The 18,995-nt window shown below is 52.1% G+C and carries 16 protein-coding genes and 1 riboswitch; of the genes, 7 read left to right on the top strand and 9 right to left on the bottom strand.

The features are described from left to right. The first annotated feature begins 60 nt into the window (after nt 1-60). Nucleotides 61-4,281 (top strand): DNA-directed RNA polymerase subunit beta', encoded by a 4,221-nt coding sequence (gene rpoC, locus EVX52_RS24920; protein WP_129955676.1) that lies wholly within the window; start codon nt 61-63, stop codon nt 4,279-4,281. A 264-nt stretch (nt 4,282-4,545) separates the two neighbouring features. Here the strand turns inward: rpoC and thiH are convergent, their stop codons facing one another. From thiH to rsd, 7 genes are all read right to left on the bottom strand, one after another. Next, nucleotides 4,546-5,691 (bottom strand): 2-iminoacetate synthase ThiH, encoded by a 1,146-nt coding sequence (thiH, locus tag EVX52_RS24915; protein WP_129955675.1) that lies wholly within the window; start codon nt 5,689-5,691, stop codon nt 4,546-4,548. Further along, the gene (locus tag EVX52_RS24910; RefSeq protein WP_129955674.1) at nt 5,688-6,467 is read right to left on the bottom strand and encodes a thiazole synthase; all 780 of its coding nucleotides are present in this window, start codon (nt 6,465-6,467) and stop codon (nt 5,688-5,690) included. The genes thiH and EVX52_RS24910 overlap by 4 nt, the downstream gene beginning before the upstream one ends. A gap of 1 nt (nt 6,468) precedes the next feature. Further along, nucleotides 6,469-6,669: a sulfur carrier protein ThiS gene (gene thiS, locus EVX52_RS24905; protein ID WP_129992341.1), complete on the bottom strand. Its 201-nt coding sequence runs from the start codon at nt 6,667-6,669 to the stop codon at nt 6,469-6,471. Then, nucleotides 6,666-7,415 (bottom strand): HesA/MoeB/ThiF family protein, encoded by a 750-nt coding sequence (locus tag EVX52_RS24900; RefSeq protein WP_129992340.1) that lies wholly within the window; start codon nt 7,413-7,415, stop codon nt 6,666-6,668. Before EVX52_RS24900 ends, thiS begins: the two co-directional genes overlap by 4 nt. Continuing rightward, nucleotides 7,408-8,061 (bottom strand): thiamine phosphate synthase, encoded by a 654-nt coding sequence (thiE, locus tag EVX52_RS24895; protein WP_129992339.1) that lies wholly within the window; start codon nt 8,059-8,061, stop codon nt 7,408-7,410. The genes EVX52_RS24900 and thiE overlap by 8 nt, the downstream gene beginning before the upstream one ends. Continuing rightward, nucleotides 8,058-10,022 (bottom strand): phosphomethylpyrimidine synthase ThiC, encoded by a 1,965-nt coding sequence (gene thiC / locus EVX52_RS24890; RefSeq protein WP_129955670.1) that lies wholly within the window; start codon nt 10,020-10,022, stop codon nt 8,058-8,060. Before thiC ends, thiE begins: the two co-directional genes overlap by 4 nt. Nucleotides 10,023-10,168: 146 nt before the next feature. After that, nucleotides 10,169-10,295: riboswitch (TPP riboswitch) on the bottom strand. A gap of 85 nt (nt 10,296-10,380) precedes the next feature. Next, the gene (gene rsd, locus EVX52_RS24885) at nt 10,381-10,896 is read right to left on the bottom strand and encodes a sigma D regulator (RefSeq protein WP_129992338.1); all 516 of its coding nucleotides are present in this window, start codon (nt 10,894-10,896) and stop codon (nt 10,381-10,383) included. Between the two features lie 97 nt (nt 10,897-10,993). Here rsd and nudC point away from each other — a divergent pair, with 97 nt between their 5' ends. From nudC to EVX52_RS24855, 6 genes are all read left to right on the top strand, one after another. After that, nucleotides 10,994-11,770 (top strand): NAD(+) diphosphatase, encoded by a 777-nt coding sequence (gene nudC, locus EVX52_RS24880; RefSeq protein WP_129955668.1) that lies wholly within the window; start codon nt 10,994-10,996, stop codon nt 11,768-11,770. A 71-nt stretch (nt 11,771-11,841) separates the two neighbouring features. Further along, a complete protein-coding gene (gene hemE / locus EVX52_RS24875) occupies nt 11,842-12,906 on the top strand; it encodes a uroporphyrinogen decarboxylase (protein WP_015699029.1) in 1,065 nt (354 codons plus the stop codon). Nucleotides 12,907-12,915: 9 nt separating this feature from the next. Beyond that, complete coding sequence (gene nfi, locus EVX52_RS24870; protein WP_129955667.1) at nt 12,916-13,611, top strand: deoxyribonuclease V; 696 nt, start codon at nt 12,916-12,918, stop codon at nt 13,609-13,611. Nucleotides 13,612-13,667: 56 nt separating this feature from the next. After that, on the top strand, nt 13,668-14,258 hold the full coding sequence (locus EVX52_RS24865) for a YjaG family protein (RefSeq protein ID WP_129955666.1): 591 nt from the start codon (nt 13,668-13,670) through the stop codon (nt 14,256-14,258). A 190-nt stretch (nt 14,259-14,448) separates the two neighbouring features. Continuing rightward, nucleotides 14,449-14,721: a nucleoid-associated protein HU-alpha gene (gene hupA, locus EVX52_RS24860; protein ID WP_013577396.1), complete on the top strand. Its 273-nt coding sequence runs from the start codon at nt 14,449-14,451 to the stop codon at nt 14,719-14,721. An 18-nt stretch (nt 14,722-14,739) separates the two neighbouring features. Next, nucleotides 14,740-15,426 carry a DUF1481 domain-containing protein gene (locus tag EVX52_RS24855; RefSeq protein WP_240782882.1) on the top strand — a complete coding sequence of 229 codons (687 nt, stop codon included), beginning with the start codon at nt 14,740-14,742 and terminating at the stop codon, nt 15,424-15,426. Between the two features lie 64 nt (nt 15,427-15,490). On the opposite strand, the gene purD is transcribed toward EVX52_RS24855, so the two are convergent. Both purD and purH read right to left on the bottom strand, forming a co-directional pair. Next, the gene (gene purD / locus EVX52_RS24850) at nt 15,491-16,780 is read right to left on the bottom strand and encodes a phosphoribosylamine--glycine ligase (protein ID WP_129955664.1); all 1,290 of its coding nucleotides are present in this window, start codon (nt 16,778-16,780) and stop codon (nt 15,491-15,493) included. A gap of 46 nt (nt 16,781-16,826) precedes the next feature. After that, on the bottom strand, nt 16,827-18,416 hold the full coding sequence (purH, locus tag EVX52_RS24845; RefSeq protein WP_129955663.1) for a bifunctional phosphoribosylaminoimidazolecarboxamide formyltransferase/IMP cyclohydrolase: 1,590 nt from the start codon (nt 18,414-18,416) through the stop codon (nt 16,827-16,829). Nucleotides 18,417-18,995 lie beyond the last annotated feature (579 nt).

Genomic DNA, 18,995 nt, shown 5'->3' with positions numbered 1-18,995 from the left:
CTGCCTGTTAATCAATACAGACCAGGTGCCTAACAGGTCTAACCCGACGGGAGCCAATCCGTGAAAGACTTACTAAAGTTTCTGAAAGCGCAAACTAAGACCGAAGAGTTTGATGCGATCAAAATTGCTCTGGCATCGCCAGACATGATCCGTTCTTGGTCTTTTGGTGAAGTTAAGAAGCCAGAAACCATTAACTACCGTACGTTCAAACCAGAACGTGACGGCCTTTTCTGTGCCCGTATCTTCGGACCAGTAAAAGACTACGAATGCCTGTGCGGTAAGTACAAGCGTTTAAAACATCGCGGCGTGATCTGCGAGAAGTGCGGCGTTGAAGTGACCCAGACTAAAGTACGCCGTGAGCGTATGGGCCACATCGAACTGGCTTCCCCGACTGCACACATCTGGTTCCTGAAATCGCTGCCATCGCGCATCGGTTTACTGCTGGATATGCCACTGCGTGATATCGAACGTGTTCTGTACTTCGAATCCTATGTGGTTATCGAAGGCGGCATGACCAACCTCGAAAAACGCCAGATCCTGACTGAAGAGCAGTATCTGGATGCGTTGGAAGAGTTTGGTGATGAGTTCGACGCGAAGATGGGTGCGGAAGCCATTCAGGCTCTGTTGAAAAACATGGACCTGGAAGCAGAGTGCGAACAACTGCGTGAAGAGTTGAACGAAACCAACTCCGAAACCAAACGTAAAAAGCTGACCAAGCGTATCAAGCTGCTGGAAGCGTTCGTTCAGTCTGGTAACAAACCAGAGTGGATGATCCTGACCGTGCTGCCGGTATTGCCGCCAGATTTGCGTCCATTGGTTCCGCTGGACGGTGGCCGTTTCGCAACGTCAGATCTGAACGATCTGTATCGTCGCGTGATTAACCGTAACAACCGTCTGAAACGCCTGCTGGATCTGGCTGCGCCAGACATCATCGTACGTAACGAAAAACGTATGCTGCAAGAAGCGGTAGATGCTTTGCTGGATAACGGCCGTCGCGGTCGTGCAATTACCGGCTCTAACAAGCGTCCGCTGAAATCTCTGGCAGACATGATTAAAGGTAAACAGGGTCGTTTCCGTCAGAACTTGCTGGGTAAACGTGTCGACTACTCTGGTCGTTCCGTTATCACCGTAGGTCCATACCTGCGTCTGCATCAGTGTGGTCTGCCGAAGAAAATGGCACTGGAACTGTTCAAACCGTTCATTTACGGCAAGCTGGAACTGCGTGGCCTCGCCACCACCATCAAAGCCGCGAAGAAAATGGTTGAGCGCGAAGAAGCTGTCGTTTGGGATATCCTGGACGAAGTTATCCGCGAACACCCGGTACTGCTGAACCGTGCACCAACCCTGCACCGTTTGGGTATTCAGGCGTTTGAACCGGTTCTGATCGAAGGTAAAGCAATCCAGCTGCACCCGCTGGTTTGTGCGGCATATAACGCCGACTTCGATGGTGACCAGATGGCTGTTCACGTACCGTTGACGCTGGAAGCTCAGCTGGAAGCGCGTGCGTTGATGATGTCTACCAACAACATCCTGTCACCTGCGAACGGCGAGCCAATCATCGTTCCTTCTCAGGACGTTGTATTGGGTCTGTACTACATGACCCGTGACTGTGTTAACGCCAAAGGCGAAGGCATGGTTCTGACCGGTCCTAAAGAAGCTGAGCGTATTTACCGCGCCGGTTTGGCCTCTCTGCATGCGCGTGTCAAAGTGCGTATTACTGAAGAGATCAAAAATACCGAAGGCGAAGTTACGCATAAGACGTCGATTATTGACACGACTGTCGGTCGCGCCATCCTGTGGATGATCGTGCCAAAAGGTCTGCCGTTCTCTATCGTCAACCAGCCTCTGGGCAAAAAAGCTATCTCCAAAATGCTGAACACCTGTTACCGCATTTTGGGCCTGAAGCCGACCGTTATTTTTGCTGACCAGATCATGTACACCGGTTTTGCTTACGCTGCCCGTTCAGGTGCGTCAGTAGGTATCGATGACATGGTAATCCCTGCGAAGAAAGCAGAGATCATCGAAGAAGCAGAAACTGAAGTTGCTGAAATCCAGGAACAGTTCCAGTCTGGTCTGGTAACTGCTGGCGAACGCTATAACAAAGTGATCGACATCTGGGCTGCGGCCAACGAACGTGTTGCTAAGGCAATGATGGAAAACTTGTCTGTTGAAGACGTCGTCAACCGTGACGGTGTTGTTGAACAGCAGGTTTCCTTCAACAGTATCTTTATGATGGCCGACTCCGGTGCGCGTGGTTCTGCTGCACAGATTCGTCAGCTGGCCGGTATGCGTGGCCTGATGGCCAAGCCGGATGGTTCCATCATTGAAACGCCAATCACCGCGAACTTCCGTGAAGGTCTGAACGTACTCCAGTACTTCATCTCTACTCACGGTGCTCGTAAAGGCTTGGCGGATACCGCACTGAAAACGGCGAACTCCGGTTATCTGACCCGTCGTCTGGTTGACGTGGCACAGGATCTGGTAGTGACCGAAGACGACTGTGGTACTCACGAAGGCATCATGATGACTCCGGTCATCGAAGGTGGCGACGTTAAAGAACCACTGCGCGAACGTGTACTGGGTCGTGTGACTGCAGAAGATATCCTGAAGCCGGGTACGGCGGATATCCTGGTTCCACGTAACACCCTGCTTCACGAGAAGACGTGTGATCTGTTAGAAGAGAACTCTGTCGACAGCGTGAAAGTACGTTCAGTCGTAAGTTGCGAAACCGACTTTGGTGTGTGTGCAAACTGCTACGGTCGCGACCTAGCACGTGGTCACATCATCAACAAAGGTGAAGCGATCGGTGTTATTGCAGCACAGTCAATCGGTGAGCCGGGTACCCAGCTGACGATGCGTACCTTCCACATCGGTGGTGCGGCATCTCGTGCGGCAGCGGAATCCAGCATTCAGGTTAAGAATACCGGTACCATTAAACTGAGCAACCACAAGCACGTTAGCAACTCTAACGGCAAACTGGTTATCACTTCCCGTAACACTGAGCTGAAATTGATCGACGAATTTGGTCGTACCAAAGAAAGCTATAAAGTGCCTTACGGTTCCGTGATGGGCAAAGGTGATGGCGCAGCAGTTAACGGCGGCGAAACCGTGGCTAACTGGGATCCGCACACCATGCCAGTTATCAGTGAAGTGAGTGGTTTCATTCGCTTTGCCGATATGGTGGATACTCAGACCATTACCCGCCAGACTGATGACCTGACCGGTTTGTCTTCTCTGGTTGTTCTGGACTCTGCAGAGCGTACCGGTAGCGGTAAAGATCTGCGTCCGGCACTGAAAATCGTTGATGCTAAAGGCAACGACGTATTGATTCCAGGTACTGATATGCCTGCTCAATACTTCCTGCCAGGTAAAGCGATCGTTCAGCTGGAAGATGGTACTCAGATCCACTCCGGTGACACCCTGGCGCGTATTCCTCAGGAATCCGGCGGTACCAAGGACATCACCGGTGGTCTGCCACGCGTTGCTGACCTGTTCGAAGCACGTCGTCCGAAAGAGCCTGCAATCCTTGCTGAAATCAGCGGGATCATCTCCTTCGGTAAAGAAACCAAAGGCAAACGTCGTCTGGTAATTTCTCCGTTGGATGGCAGCGATGCTTACGAAGAAATGATCCCTAAATGGCGTCAGCTGAACGTGTTCGAAGGCGAAGTTGTGGAACGTGGTGACGTCGTATCCGACGGCCCTGAGTCTCCGCACGACATCCTGCGTTTACGTGGTGTTCATGCGGTTACCCGCTACATCACTAACGAAGTGCAGGAAGTTTACCGTCTGCAAGGCGTTAAGATTAACGATAAGCACATTGAAGTTATCGTTCGTCAGATGTTGCGTAAAGGCACCATCGTTAGCGCTGGTGGCACTGACTTCCTGGAAGGCGAGCAGGCAGAAATGTCTCGCGTTAAAATCGCTAACCGTCAGCTGGAAGCTGAAGGCAAAATCACGGCAACCTTTACCCGTGATCTGCTCGGTATTACCAAAGCATCTTTGGCGACCGAATCCTTCATCTCTGCTGCATCGTTCCAGGAAACCACGCGCGTTCTTACTGAAGCCGCTGTTGCGGGTAAACGTGATGAACTGCGTGGCCTGAAAGAGAACGTTATCGTTGGCCGTCTGATCCCAGCCGGTACCGGTTACGCTTATCATCAGGATCGTGCACGCCGTAAAGCACAGGGCGAAGTGCCAGTTGTACCGCAAGTCAGTGCGGATGAAGCAACGGCTAACCTGGCTGAACTGCTGAACGCAGGTTTCGGTAACAGCGACGATTAATCGTCTTCTGTCGAAACGCATAAAACCGCCCCTTCGAGGGCGGTTTTTTTTTACCTGAAATTTGAGAAAGGACGTGGCGGGTAAAGAGGAGCCGGAACAGGAAACTGGACGATAACCTGTTCCGGCTATTTGGAAGCAGCGCCGGGATGAATGGCGCCGGCCAGTTGCGAATGTGCAGTGGCAAAGGCACATTAATGCCCCAGGACTGCTGGTGCGAGGAGCAAAATTGTTTTATGGAATCTGTATTCCTGAGAGTTTACTAAATTACCCTCCGGCGACATTTTCCTGCGAGACCCGCCCCAAAAAACTGTCCCAGTCTTTCCAGACCGGCTGCAGCCCGGCTTGTGTTAATGCCTCTGCGACACGTTGCGGGGATCGGTTATCGTGCGGTGCAAATTGCTCAAGTTCCGGATGATCATCGGCATAGCCACCGGGTTGTGTTTTAGATCCTGCGCTGACGGTGTTGATCGCCAGCGGGATGACATGATCGCGGAAGTAAGGTGATTCGCGCGTCGACAATGAAAGCTCGACATCCGGTGCCAGCATCCTGAAAGCGCATATCAGTTGTACAAGCTGGTTTTCTTCCAACAAAGAAGCTGGTTCGATACCGCCGGTACAAGGGCGCAATCTCGGAAATGCCACCGAATAACGGCTTTGCCAGTAGGTTTGTTGGAGGTACAACAAATGTTCGGCCACCATATAACTGTCCGTCCGCCAGTTGCCTGAAAGCCCAAACAGGGCCCCAAGTCCGATTTTATCGATCCTTGCCCGCCCGAGCCGGTCCGGTGTCTCCAGTCGCCAGAAAAAATCTTGTTTCTGTCCGCGAAGATGATGCAAGGCATAGGTCGGTGCGTGATAGGTCTCCTGATAAACCAATACACCGTCCAGCCCCAGCGTTTTCAGCTCGGCATATTCTTCCTGCTGTAGCGGCTGAACTTCGATCATCAGCGAATCGAAATGGCTTCTGATTGGCGGCAAATGGCGGCGGAAATAATCCATGCCGACTTTTCCCTTGTGTTCGCCGGTGACCAATAACAGATGTTTGAAGCCCAGCGCATTCAGCGCTTCACACTCCCGACTGATTTCATTTTCATCCAGCGTTTTACGTTTGATTTTATTGCTCATCGAAAAGCCGCAATATGTACATTCGTTGGCGCAAAGATTGGATAAATACAAGGGGGCGAAGAAATTCACCGTATTGCCGAATCGCTGACGTGTCAGTTGTTGAGCGCGTTGCGCCATAGTTTCCAGATAAGGCAGCGCAGCCGGAGAAATTAATGCCATGAAATCTTCACGGCTGATTTTGTTGCGGCTGAGCGCCTGTTCAACATCACGGGATGTTTTGCTGTTGATGCGAAGGGAAATATCATCCCAGTCCAGCATTGACCACACATCCGTAAAGTTATTCATAAGGATACCTGCGGAGCATTGAGGAAACCGGTCAGCGGACTTGACGCGCTGGCTTGCCGCTGCCTGCCACCCAGGCCGCTTTGACGGGCGATTGCGCCGGCCTGTACCGCCAGCCGGAATGCCGTTGCCATAGCAACCGGATCGCCTGCGACGGCTATCGCCGTATTGACTAATACAGCATCGGCCCCTATTTCCAGCGCTTCAGCGGCCTGGCTTGGGGCACCAATACCGGCATCAACGACGACCGGAATCTGTGCCTGCTCAATGATGATTTGCAAAAACTCACGGGTTTGCAGACCCTGATTGGAGCCGATCGGCGCACCCAGGGGCATGACGGCGGCACAACCGACTTCTTCCAGACGTTTACACAACACCGGATCCGCGCTGCAATACGGCAAAACAACGAATCCTTTTTTCACCAGAATCTCTGCGGCTTTCAACGTTTCTATGGCATCGGGCAGCAGGTATTTTACGTCTGGGTGAATTTCAAGCTTCACCCAGTTTGTTGCCAGTGCTTCTCTTGCCAGTTGTGCGGCAAATACGGCCTCCTCAGCTGTTTTAGCACCGGATGTGTTAGGCAACAAACGGACCCCGAGCTGCTGCAAAGGAAACAAAATGTCATCCCCTCCGCGACGCAGATCAACGCGTTTCATCGCCATGGTCACCAGTTGAGTGCCGGATGCTTCCAGTGCCTGTTGCATTAACGCCGGGCTGGCGAATTTTCCCGTTCCGGTAAAAAGGTGTGACGTAAAGGTGGTATCAGCAATTTTTAACATATCAGCCTCCGGCTATCGCCTGAAAGAGCAGGATCTCGTCACCGTCTTCCAGTGAATGAGCAGGCCAGTTATCGCGGGGAATAATGACCTGATTAACCGCCAGTGCGCTGCCTGCAGGATTTAACGCCAGTAAACTGAGCAGATTCAACAAGGTGAGCGGTTGACTGAATTGGTGTGGTACTTCATTGACCAGAATGTTCATGCGTGGCCTCCGCAGATGGCACAGGCTGATGAACGTGTGAGTTGCAGTGAACGCCAGTTTTGCGTTTTACCGTCGAACAGACGTAACTTTCCGCTCAGTACGGAAGGCAGTCCCGCCAGGATTTTTAGTGCTTCCAGCGCCTGCAATGTACCGATGGTGCCAACGACCGGGCCGAGCACACCTGATGTTCGGCAATTGCGCTGTACGGTTTCCTGATCCGGATACAAACAGGCGTAACAACCGTGTACATAAGGTGCTTCTAGCACCAGAAGCTGTCCGCTGAATCCGACGGCGCTACCGCTGATCAAGGTTTTTTCAGCCTCTACGCAGGCTTTATTAACCGCGTGCCGGGTTTCCATGTTATCGCTGCAATCTAAAACGATATCGGTGTCTGACACGGCACGGATCAACGCTTCGCCTGTCAGACGCTCCGTGATGGCCACGGCTTCGCAAAGCGGATTCAGACGCAGTAATTCACGTTTTGCCAGAACCGCTTTGGGCTGATCGAGATCTGCGGTGCGGTAGAGTATCTGTCGTTGAAGATTGGTGATGTGTAATTGATCGTCATCGGCCAGAACCAGCGTACCTACGCCTGCCGCTGCCAGATATAAGGCTGCCGGCGATCCCAGTCCGCCTAGCCCGACAATCAGGACTTTCGCCGCCTGTAGCTTTTCCTGTGCCTGCGGACCGAACTCCTCCAGCATCAGCTGACGGCTGTAGCGCATAAAAGCCGCATCGTTAAGCATCTTCCGGCACCTTACTGGCGCATAAAGCCAGTAATTCTGCGGTGGCTGTCCGCCAGTCTGCTGCCTGCGTAATGGCGCTGACGACGGCGATGCTGCCGACGCCGCAATCGAGAACCGACGGAGCACGTTCAATGCTGATCCCGCCGATGGCCACCGTCGGGAAGCTGCCGTTGAGTTGCCTGATGTGTCGGGCGAGTTCTTTCAGTCCTTGTGGCGCCGACGGCATATCTTTGGTCTGCGTCGGGAAGATATGACCGAGGGCGATGTAAGAAGGTTTCACGGCGACAGCGCGTGCCATTTCAGTATCATCATGTGTGGATACGCCCAGCCGTAAACCAGCCTGACGGATTGCCTCAAGATCGGCAGTATCCAGATCTTCCTGACCTAAATGCACACCATAAGCCTGATGCTTTATCGCCAGGCGCCAGTAATCATTGATAAATAACCGTGCCTGATATTTTTTGCCCAGCGCAATTGCATCAATAATTGCTGGCTCGACGTCCTCATCAGACAAATCTTTCACACGTAATTGCAACGTTTTAACGCCCGCATCCAGCAGGCGGGCAATCCAGTCCACGGTATCCACGACCGGATATAAACCAAGGTGGAACGGAACGGCAGGAAAGGGTTGAGCGGACTGATTCATTGGTTGTTCTCCGTGCTGAGATTGTCGGCCGGATGATAAAGCTCGCTGCCGCGTGAACGGAATTCGGCAGACATCTGTGCCATACCGGATTCAATAACTTCAACCGGCTGGGCTTTGGCTTCCAGTGCGGCGGCATAATCGCGCACTTCCTGAGTGATTTTCATGGAGCAGAATTTCGGACCGCACATTGAGCAAAAGTGTGCCACTTTGCCGGATTCCTGAGGCAGCGTTTCATCGTGATAGGCACGAGCCGTTGCCGGATCGAGAGCCAGATTAAACTGGTCTTCCCAGCGGAATTCGAACCGTGCTTTTGACATAGCGTTGTCACGGATTTGGGCGCCGGGATGTCCTTTCGCTAAATCGGCGGCATGTGCTGCGATTTTGTAGGTGATGAGACCCTGCTTAACGTCTTCTTTGTTAGGCAGGCCGAGATGCTCTTTTGGCGTGACATAACAGAGCATGGCGCAACCGAACCAGCCAATCATTGCGGCACCAATACCGGACGTGAAATGGTCATAACCCGGCGCGATATCGGTAGTCAGCGGGCCGAGGGTATAGAAGGGCGCTTCGTGGCAATGTTCGAGTTCTTCGGTCATATTGCGGCGGATCATCTGCATCGGCACATGTCCCGGTCCTTCGATCATGACCTGAACATCATATTCCCAGGCGATTTTGGTCAGTTCACCTAATGTACGTAATTCGGCAAATTGCGCTTCGTCGTTGGCATCCTGAATGGAGCCAGGCCGCAGGCCGTCGCCCAGTGACAGCGAGACATCATAGGCGGCACAGATTTCGCAAATTTCGCGGAAATGCTCATACAGGAAACTTTCTTGATGATGTGAAAGGCACCATTTCGCCATGATCGAACCGCCGCGGGACACAATCCCGGTCAGGCGTTTGGCGGTCATCGGCACGTAACGCAGCAATACCCCAGCGTGTATGGTGAAGTAATCGACACCTTGTTCGGCCTGTTCCAGCAACGTATCGCGAAACATTTCCCAGTTCAGGTCTTCGGCCACGCCGTTGACTTTTTCCAGTGCCTGATAAATCGGCACGGTACCAATAGGTACCGGACTGTTACGCAGGATCCACTCACGGGTTTCATGTATATAACGGCCGGTGGAGAGATCCATCACGGTATCCGCGCCCCAGCGTGTCGACCATACCAGTTTCTCGACTTCTTCTTCGATAGAAGACGTCACCGCCGAGTTGCCGATGTTGGCGTTCACTTTCACCAGGAAATTGCGTCCGATGATCATCGGCTCTGATTCAGGATGGTTAATATTGGCGGGAATAATCGCGCGACCGGCAGCGACTTCCTGTCTTACAAACTCTGCGGTGATATTGGCGGGCAGATGCGCACCGAAGCTTTCGCCGGGATGTTGCTGACGCAGAACGTCACCGCGGATGCGTTCACGCCCCATATTTTCGCGAACGGCGATAAACTCCATCTCAGGCGTGATGATGCCTTTGCGGGCGTAATGCAGTTGTGTGACATTTTTACCCGCAATGGCTTTGCGCGGGCGGGGCAGGTGTTCGAAGCGGAGGTGGTCCAGCCCTTCATCCGCCAGTCGCTGCTGGGTAAAACCGGAACTGACCTGCGGGAGTTCCTCCGTGTCCGCCCGCGCGTTTATCCAGCGGGCGCGTAATTTTTCCAGGCCGGTATGCACGTCGATAACTGCCGACGGATCGCCGTAAGGCCCGGCGGTATCATAAACAGGAATCGCTTCATTTTCTTCGAATTGTGGATTGTCTTTGCCGCCGCCGACCAGCGTCGGGCTGAGCTGGATTTCACGCATCGGTACGCGGATATCATGGCGGTCAGTTTCAAGATAAATACGGCGGGAATTGGGAAAAGCTTCACCCTGCAGACTGTCGATAAACGACTGCGCCTGCGCCCGTTGTTCACGGCGGTTTGAAGGTGTCTTTGTAGAAACAACAGTTTTTTGAGTACTCGACATAGCAAATTCCTTGTGTTGTTTTGCGTAGTAAAAACGTGGCAAAAACGTGATGGAAAATTGCTTGTCTGGAGGTTTACGGCAGGAGTAAAAATGGGCGATGGAGCGCAGGCGGCCTGATGCAGGCAGATGCCAGATTACGCTGAACGCATAACATTACTCTTGTTCCCTTCGCGGGTACTAACCCGATCAGGTTCCGCGGATCCCGAATTAACGGTCTCAGCCTGGCGTAATCTTCGCGAGAAAATTATGCGCTAGGCACTCCGACAAGAAGCCTCAATATAGGAGGCGTTTTTTGAAACTACAACTAAAACTATTACTAAAATCACAAATCTTAGCCGGATTTTAGTAGGGCAAAGTCTTAAACCGGTCTGGCGAGATGTTCTTCATTTTCAGGTGGCTTTACTGCCTGACTGCTGCGATTAAAAGCGAGAATAATTAATTGATCTTCCAGCTGAAAACGCGCATCTAACGCTTCACCTATATCGGATAATGCATAATGAAATGCGAAAGCATTGTCATCATCAATATCATTTTCAGTGTAACTATCATGGAAAGCCATGATAGTTTCAGTATTCAGTTCCAGTGCAGGATAGATTTTTGCAGCCTGCAATTTTATCGGGCTATTCGCACCTTCAACTTCATCAATGATCCGCTGATACAGATGGAAATGACCGGCAGACAGATAGTCCACCAGGTTATGGCAAAAGTTATCCAGCGCTTTTTCATTGAGAGGGGTATGTTTTTCTTTATTGGGCTTGAGGCCGACCAAAGTGCAGTACGAAACCAGCAGCTCTTTGCGTGCGTGCAGCCATTGATCCACTAACGCATTATTGCCACCAACGCGTTGGGTCAGTCTTTCCAGACGATTTAGCATGGTTGACTCCGTGAGCGATAAAGACGTAACTAAAAGTTACTAACAGGTGAATATCCCCTCAGATTGTCAGTCCCGATGAGGTTATGCAACAACAATTATGGAATTACAGATTACCGAGCAACACAATGGCTGGTGGGTCATCAGCCAGGACGGCAAGCTATGGCTGCCTGAGGGCGAACTGCCATTTGGCAGCGCCACACAATTTTCTCTGACCGGTAAAACGGCGCGACAGATCGGCGAATGGCAGGGTGAACCTGTCTGGCTGATTCGTCAGGCGATGCCAAACCATATGTTTTCCGCCCGTCAGTTGCTGGATCAGGATCGTGGATTATTCCAGTTGGTCGGGCGCGGTGTACAGCTGTCTGAATTTTATCGATCTCATCAGTTCTGTGGCTACTGCGGGCATGCAATGCATGTCAGCAAAACCGAGTGGGCTGCACTCTGCGGGCACTGCCGCGAACGCTATTATCCGCAGATTGCACCCTGCATTATTGTCGCCATCCGTAAGGGTGATGAGATTTTGCTGGCACAGCATGTCCGGCATCGTAATGGCATTCACACGGTTCTGGCGGGTTTTGTTGAGGTCGGAGAAACCCTGGAGGAAACCGTGGCACGCGAAGTCCTGGAAGAAAGTAATATTCGTGTGAAAAACGTCCGTTATGTCAGTTCTCAGCCCTGGCCGTTCCCCAATTCGCTGATGATGGCATTTATGGCGGATTATGACAGTGGCGACATTCAGCATGACCCGAAAGAGTTGCTTAACGCGAACTGGTATCGCTTTGATGCATTACCGCAGTTGCCACCGCCAGGGACGATCGCGCGCCGTCTTATTGAAGACACCGTGGCTCTTTGTCGTGCTGAACACGAAGAGTAGAGGCGGTTTTACGTGATAGAATACTGTGAGACGATTGTCGGGCGGCCCGAATACTGAAGGAAAGAGCAAGAATGAATGAGTTGAAAAACGACCGTTACCTGCGTGCTTTGTTACGTCAGCCAGTGGACATTACACCGGTCTGGATGATGCGTCAGGCAGGCCGTTATTTGCCGGAGTACAAAGAAACCCGCGCTGAAGCCGGTGATTTTATGTCGCTGTGCAAGAATGCCGAGCTGGCCTGTGAAGTGACTTTGCAGCCGCTTCGTCGCTATCCGCTGGATGCGGCGATCCTATTCTCCGACATCCTGACCATTCCTGATGCGATGGGGCTTGGGCTGTATTTTGAAGCCGGTGAAGGGCCGCGTTTTTCTTCGCCATTAACGAACCGTGCCGATGTCGAAAAACTGCCGGTTCCGGATCCTGAAATGGAGCTTGGGTATGTCATGAACGCCGTGCGTACTATCCGTAAGAACCTGAAAGGTGAAGTGCCGCTTATCGGTTTCTCCGGCAGCCCGTGGACGCTGGCGACGTATATGGTAGAAGGTGGCAGCAGTAAAGCCTTCACCAAAATCAAAAAGATGATGTACGCCGATCCGTCCACTTTCCATCTGTTACTCGATAAAGTGGCAGACAGCGTTATTCTTTACCTTAATGCCCAGATCAAAGCGGGCGCCCAGTCGGTAATGATTTTTGACACCTGGGGCGGCGTACTGTCTCCCCGCGATTACCGCGAATTTTCCCTGAACTATATGCACAAGATTGTCGATGGCCTGATCCGTGAAAATGAAGGGCGTCGTGTGCCGGTCACGCTGTTTACCAAAGGCGGCGGACAGTGGCTGGAAGCGATGGCTGCGACGGGCTGCGATGCACTGGGTCTCGACTGGACCACCGATATTGCCGATGCGCGCCGTCGCGTGGGTGACAAAGTCGCGATTCAGGGCAACATGGATCCTTCAATGTTGTATGCCTCGCCGGTGCGTATAGAGCAGGAAGTGGAGACCATCCTTGCCGGTTTCGGCAAAGGTAATGGTCATGTGTTCAATCTGGGTCACGGCATTCATCAGGACGTCCCGCCGGAAAATGCGGGGGCCTTCGTCGAAGCGGTGCATAGCCTGTCCCGGCAATATCACGAGTAAAATCCCGGTATGATCAATACCCGTGCTTTACGTGAAGAACAACGGATCCTCGCAGATCAGATTAAATTGCAGGATCCGCCCGAATTCACCCCTCCCGCATTGATCGCGGGTGTGGATGTCGGTTTCGAACAGGGGGGTGAGGTGACACGCGCGGCGGTGGCTGTTTTACGCTACCCGACGCTGGAGCTGGTAGAGTATCAGATTGCCCGTATCCCCACTGTTATGCCTTACATTCCTGGTTTCCTTTCCTTCCGCGAACTTCCCGCCCTGCTGCAGGCGTGGCGGCAGCTCTCATCGCACCCTGATCTGGTTTTCGTCGACGGGCAAGGGATTGCGCATCCGCGTCGTCTTGGTGTCGCCAGTCATTTTGGCCTGATGATCGATGTTCCGACGATTGGTGTGGCGAAAAGCCGTCTATGTGGTCAGTTCCTGCCACTGGGTGAGGAACTACACAGTCGCCAGGCGCTGTACGAAGGGGATGAACAGATTGGCTGGGTGTGGCGGAGCAAGCTGCGTTGTAATCCATTATTCATCTCACCCGGTAATCGTATCAGCATGGATTCATCGCTTTATTGGGTACAACAGTGCATGCGGCAATATCGTCTGCCGGAGCCTACCCGTTGGGCAGATGCTGTGGCGTCAAACCGGACGGCGTTTCAACGCTGGCAACGGCTGAGTGATGATCTTTTAGGAATCAAGGAATAGGGATATTGATTTATTTCAGGTAAACTCCCGCGCAGAAAAGTTAACGAGATCAACTCATGTTACGTAATCCAATTCATTTACGTCTCGAAAAGCTGGAAAGCTGGCAACACGTAACGTTTATGGCAAGCCTGTGTGAACGCATGTACCCGAACTATCAGGCATTTTGTCTGGAAACCGGGTTTGGCGAAGCACAGCTTTACCGCCGCATCCTGGATTTAATCTGGGAGACGCTGGTGGTAAAAGACGCCAAGGTCAATTTTGACTCACAGCTCGAAAAACTGGAAGAAGCGGTGCCTTCTTCCGATGATTACGACATCTATGGGGTTTATCCGGCCATCGATGCATGTATTGCATTAGGTGAACTGATTCATTCACGTCTGAGTGGCGAAACGCTGTCACACGCGGTTGCCGTCAGTGAGGCGTCAATTCGTACTGTCGCGATGCTGGAAATGACTCAGGCCGGTAGAGAAATGACGGATGAAGAACTCAAAGTCATTCCTGCCGTGGAAGAGGAATGGGACATCCAATGGGAGATTTTTCGCCTGTTGGCTGACTGTGAAGAGCGTGACCTGGAATTAATAAAAGGGTTACGTTCTGACCTGCGTGAAGCCGCTGTCAGTAACATTGGCATAAATTTAACGCAATAAGGCAAGAAAACGTGATTTAACGCCTGATTTGTCGTGCCTTAAGGCTTCACATCCGCACCCTGTCTGGTCTACATTTGGGGGGCGTAAAAAAAGTGGCTATCGGTGCGTGTATGCAGGAGGGTGCTGTCAATCGGCATATCCGTCGCACTCGATGCTTTGCAAACGATAAACACACTGTAAAGGATAACTTATGAACAAGACTCAACTGATTGATGTAATTGCGGACAAAGCTGATCTTTCCAAAGCACAGGCCAAAGTTGCTCTTGAATCTACTCTGTCTGCTATTACCGAGTCTCTGAAAGAAGGTGATGCTGTACAATTGGTTGGTTTCGGGACTTTCAAGGTAAATCATCGTAACGAGCGTACTGGTCGTAACCCACAGACTGGTAAAGAAATCAAAATCGCAGCTGCAAACGTGCCTGCGTTCGTTTCTGGTAAAGCTCTGAAAGACGCTGTTAAGTAATTGCTTGCAGTGAAAAGAATAAGCGGAGGGGCCTTTAAGCCCCTTCAGTTTATCACCCCCGGACTGGTAGCAGGTTTACTGGTGCTCGGTCTGGTGGGTTGCAGTTCTAAAAAAGATCCTGAGTTATTCTTTGCCAGCGGTTATGTCGCCGATCAAGGTATCAACCGGCTCTGGCGTAAAGACAGCGCACAGCACGATCCTCAAACCATTCTCAACGTCTACAGCCCCTATTACGGCGGCGATACGATTATTACCCGATACGAATTCCAGCAAGGGCAATTGCACCTGCTTAAAGAAACCCATGCGACTAAAACGGATTTGGGTGTCATGCTGCGTTTTGATGAGGGCGGCAATGTCAGCTTTATGCAACGGCAGCTTCCGGAGCGTCGGGAGAAATTATCTGCAGACGAAATCGAACGCTATAAGTATGAAGCGTCAAAAATTCTCGATCTGAGTAATGCGCTGCAGGCAGGGAAAGTCCGGCTGGTTCAGGCGCGCTGGCGCAAAGGGTTAATAACAACCTGTGCCGGTGAACAAGTCACGCCGACACTGACTGTCCGCTCACAGGTCTGGCTGGCGAAACGAGCCAGTCGCAGTAACGATAACCTGGGATTAGCCTGGCTGACCGCCCCTCAGGGCAATGAGATGTTGCTGGTAGCTAATGAAGATTTTTGTAAATGGGAACCGAAAGAGTCCGATCTCTGATCCCGGGTTCACGCATGAAAAGGCACGCCGAAGCGTGCCTTTTTGATTGTCGGGGCTGGCAGGATTACTGATTGCGTTCGCGATCGATGGCGCGATAACCGATGTCTTTGCGGCAGAAGCTGCCTTCCCAATGAATATCTTTTGCTAAGTCATAAGCGCGTGCCTGTGCTGCTTCCACCGTTTTACCCAATGCCGTCACACATAACACGCGACCGCCATGAGTCACCACACGTTCATTCTGCAAACGGGTTCCGGCGTGGAAGACTTTACCGTCCGGTACTTCTTCCAGCGGCAGGCCATGAATAGCATCTCCGGTTTTATAATCAGCAGGATAGCCACCGGCTGCGAGCACGACACCCAGCGACGGGCGCGGATCCCACTCGGATGTTTTATCACCCAGACGACCTTCAGCACCGGCCAGGCATAAGTCCACAAGATCAGAGCGCAGACGTAGCATGATCGGCTGAGTTTCCGGATCGCCGAAACGACAGTTGAACTCGATCACTTTCGGCTGGCCGTCAGCGGAGATCATCAGACCGGCATACAGGAAACCGGTATAGGTGTTATTTTCCGCCGCCATACCGCGAACGGTTGGCCAAATCACCTGATCCATCACGCGCTGATGGATTTCATCGGTCACGACTGGCGCCGGAGAATAGGCTCCCATACCACCGGTGTTCGGACCGCTGTCGCCGTCACCTACACGTTTATGATCCTGACTGGTCGCCATCGGTAATACATTGGTACCGTCGACCATGACGATGAAACTGGCTTCTTCGCCGTCGAGGAACTCCTCAATAACAATGCGATGGCCTGCATCACCGAAAGCATTTCCCGCCAGCATGTCATGAACGGCATCTTCGGCTTCTTTCAGGGTCATTGCCACAATGACACCTTTGCCAGCGGCGAGGCCGTCAGCTTTGATGACAATCGGCGCACCCTTGCTGCGCAGATAAGCCAGAGCGGGTTCGATTTCGGTGAAGTTCTGGTAATCGGCACTGGGAATATTATGGCGAGCCAGAAAATCTTTGGTGAATGCCTTAGAGCCTTCCAGCTGCGCCGCTTCCTGCGTCGGGCCAAAGATTTTCAGGCCTGCTGCGCGGAAAGCATCGACCACACCAATCACCAGCGGTGCTTCAGGACCGACAATAGTCAGGCCGATATCATGTTCACGTGCAAAACTCAGCAAGCCGGCGATGTCAGTGGCGGCAATATCAACGTTTTCCAGTAGCGGCTCCAGCGCCGTGCCGGCGTTGCCAGGTGCAACAAAGACTTTATCCGCCAGAGGTGACTGCGATGCTTTCCATGCCAGTGCATGTTCACGCCCGCCGTTACCGATAATTAAAATATTCATTCGAAGACTCCGGATGAGCGGGCGCATCGCACCCGCCAAAAGAAAATTAATGACGGAAGTGGCGCATATCGGTGAACAGCATCGCAATGCCGTGTTCGTTAGCCGCAGCAATAACTTCATCGTCACGGATAGAGCCGCCAGGTTGGATCACGCAGGTAATACCCACGGCTGCCGCCGCATCAATACCGTCGCGGAACGGGAAGAAAGCATCAGAGGCCATTACGGAGCCCGCCACTTGCAAACCTTCATCGGCGGCTTTGATACCGGCAATTTTGGCAGAATAAACGCGGCTCATCTGGCCAGCGCCGATACCGATGGTCATTTTGTCACGCGCATAAACAATGGCATTGGATTTTACAAACTTAGCCACTTTCCAGCAAAACAGCGCGTCTGTCAGTTCCTGCTCTGTCGGCTGGCGCTCGGAAACCACACGCAAATCAGCGGTATCAACCATACCCAAATCGCGATCCTGAACCAGCAGGCCACCATTGACACGTTTGAAGTCGAGCGCTTTCTGGCGCTCTTGCCATTGTCCGCAGGTGAGTACACGAACATTTTGTTTGGCCGCGGTCAATGCCAGCGCTTCGTCACTGACGGACGGCGCGATGATCACTTCCACAAACTGACGGCTGATGATGGCTTTTGCCGTTTCGGCATCCAGCTCACGGTTAAAGGCAATAATGCCGCCGAAAGCCGACGTCGGATCAGTCTGGTAGGCGCGCTCGTAAGCGGCCAGGATACTGTCACCGATGGCCACGCCGCACGGGTTAGCATGCTTGACGATGACGCAGGCAGGTTCTGCAAATTCCTTTACACATTCCAGAGCTGCATCGGTATCCGCAATGTTGTTATAGGAAAGTGCCTTGCCCTGAAGCTGAGTAGAGGTGGCCACAGAAGCTTCGCTGACGTTCTCTTCTATATAGAAGGCAGCGTTCTGATGGCTGTTCTCGCCATAACGCATATCTTGTTTCTTTATATAGCTGAGATTCAGTGTGCGCGGGAACTGGCCGGAAGCCGATTCAGTATCACCGTGGTAAGCCGGAACCATCGTACCAAAGTAGTTCGCAATCATGCCGTCGTAAGAAGCGGTATGTTCGAAAGCTTTGATTGCCAGGTTGAAACGGGTCGCCAGTGTCAACGAGCTGCTGTTGGCATCCATTTCTTCAATAATAGACGCGTAGTCGCTGCTCTTTACTACGATCGCCACATCTTTATGGTTCTTCGCTGCTGAGCGAACCATGGTCGGGCCGCCAATATCAATGTTTTCTACTGCATCTTCCAGTGTACAGTCCGGGCGCGCGACGGTTTGTGCGAACGGGTAAAGGTTAACGACCACCATGTCGATTGGTGCAATAGAATGCTGCGCCATGATTTCATCATCTTTCCCACGACGACCGAGGATCCCGCCATGAACTTTCGGGTGCAGGGTTTTGACGCGTCCATCCATCATTTCCGGAAAACCGGTGTAGTCAGAAACTTCGGTGACTGGCAGGCCGGCTTTAGCTAACAGGCTGGCGGTTCCGCCAGTGGAAAGTAATTCAACGCCACGCGAAGACAGAGCCTGGGCGAATTCTACGATACCGGCTTTGTCAGAAACACTGAGCAGAGCGCGGCGGATTGGACGAGATTGTTGCATGGTGGTTATATCCTTGGCTTTGGAGTCGCAGTAAAGAGCGTTATCGGAATTCAATGACGATTTTCTTCTCTTTATATAGAGCACTTTGCAGAAAAACGTGGGATTGAGCTTGGATAACTTCCCCTCAGTGGCTGATTTTTCATTTATCACCCCTAAAGGGCAGTGAAAACTAACGCGCGAAATTGTAGCGAAAACGATTGCGCGACGCTCGCAAAATTTGAGATTCCTGTGCCTCTGTGGATAAATCTGTGCAAAACACGGTATAAGCGGTGTGTTTGCTGTGTAATGCAGCAAACAGTGATTTTTCTTAAAATTAGCCCTTGCGGCCTGCTGAGAACTCCCTATAATGCCGCTCCATCGACAGGGAACAACGTGAACAACATCACGAAGTGACCGGGTCGGAAAGATTGAAAACAGCGGCAACCGGGTGAAATAAACGGTTGACACTGAACGAGGAAAGCGTAATATACGCCACCTCGAGTTAGCAAGCGAAAGCGCGTAACTCACTGCTCTTTAACAATTTATCAGACAATCTGTGTGGGCACTCACAAGACGATATCAGCCACTTCGGTGGCAAAA

The organism is Rahnella sp. CFA14(1/10), from assembly GCF_004195095.1.
GTDB lineage: Bacteria > Pseudomonadota > Gammaproteobacteria > Enterobacterales > Enterobacteriaceae > Rahnella > Rahnella perminowiae.
The sequence above is the reverse complement of the archived record's forward strand: the minus strand, read 5'-3'. Positions and strand labels throughout refer to the sequence as shown.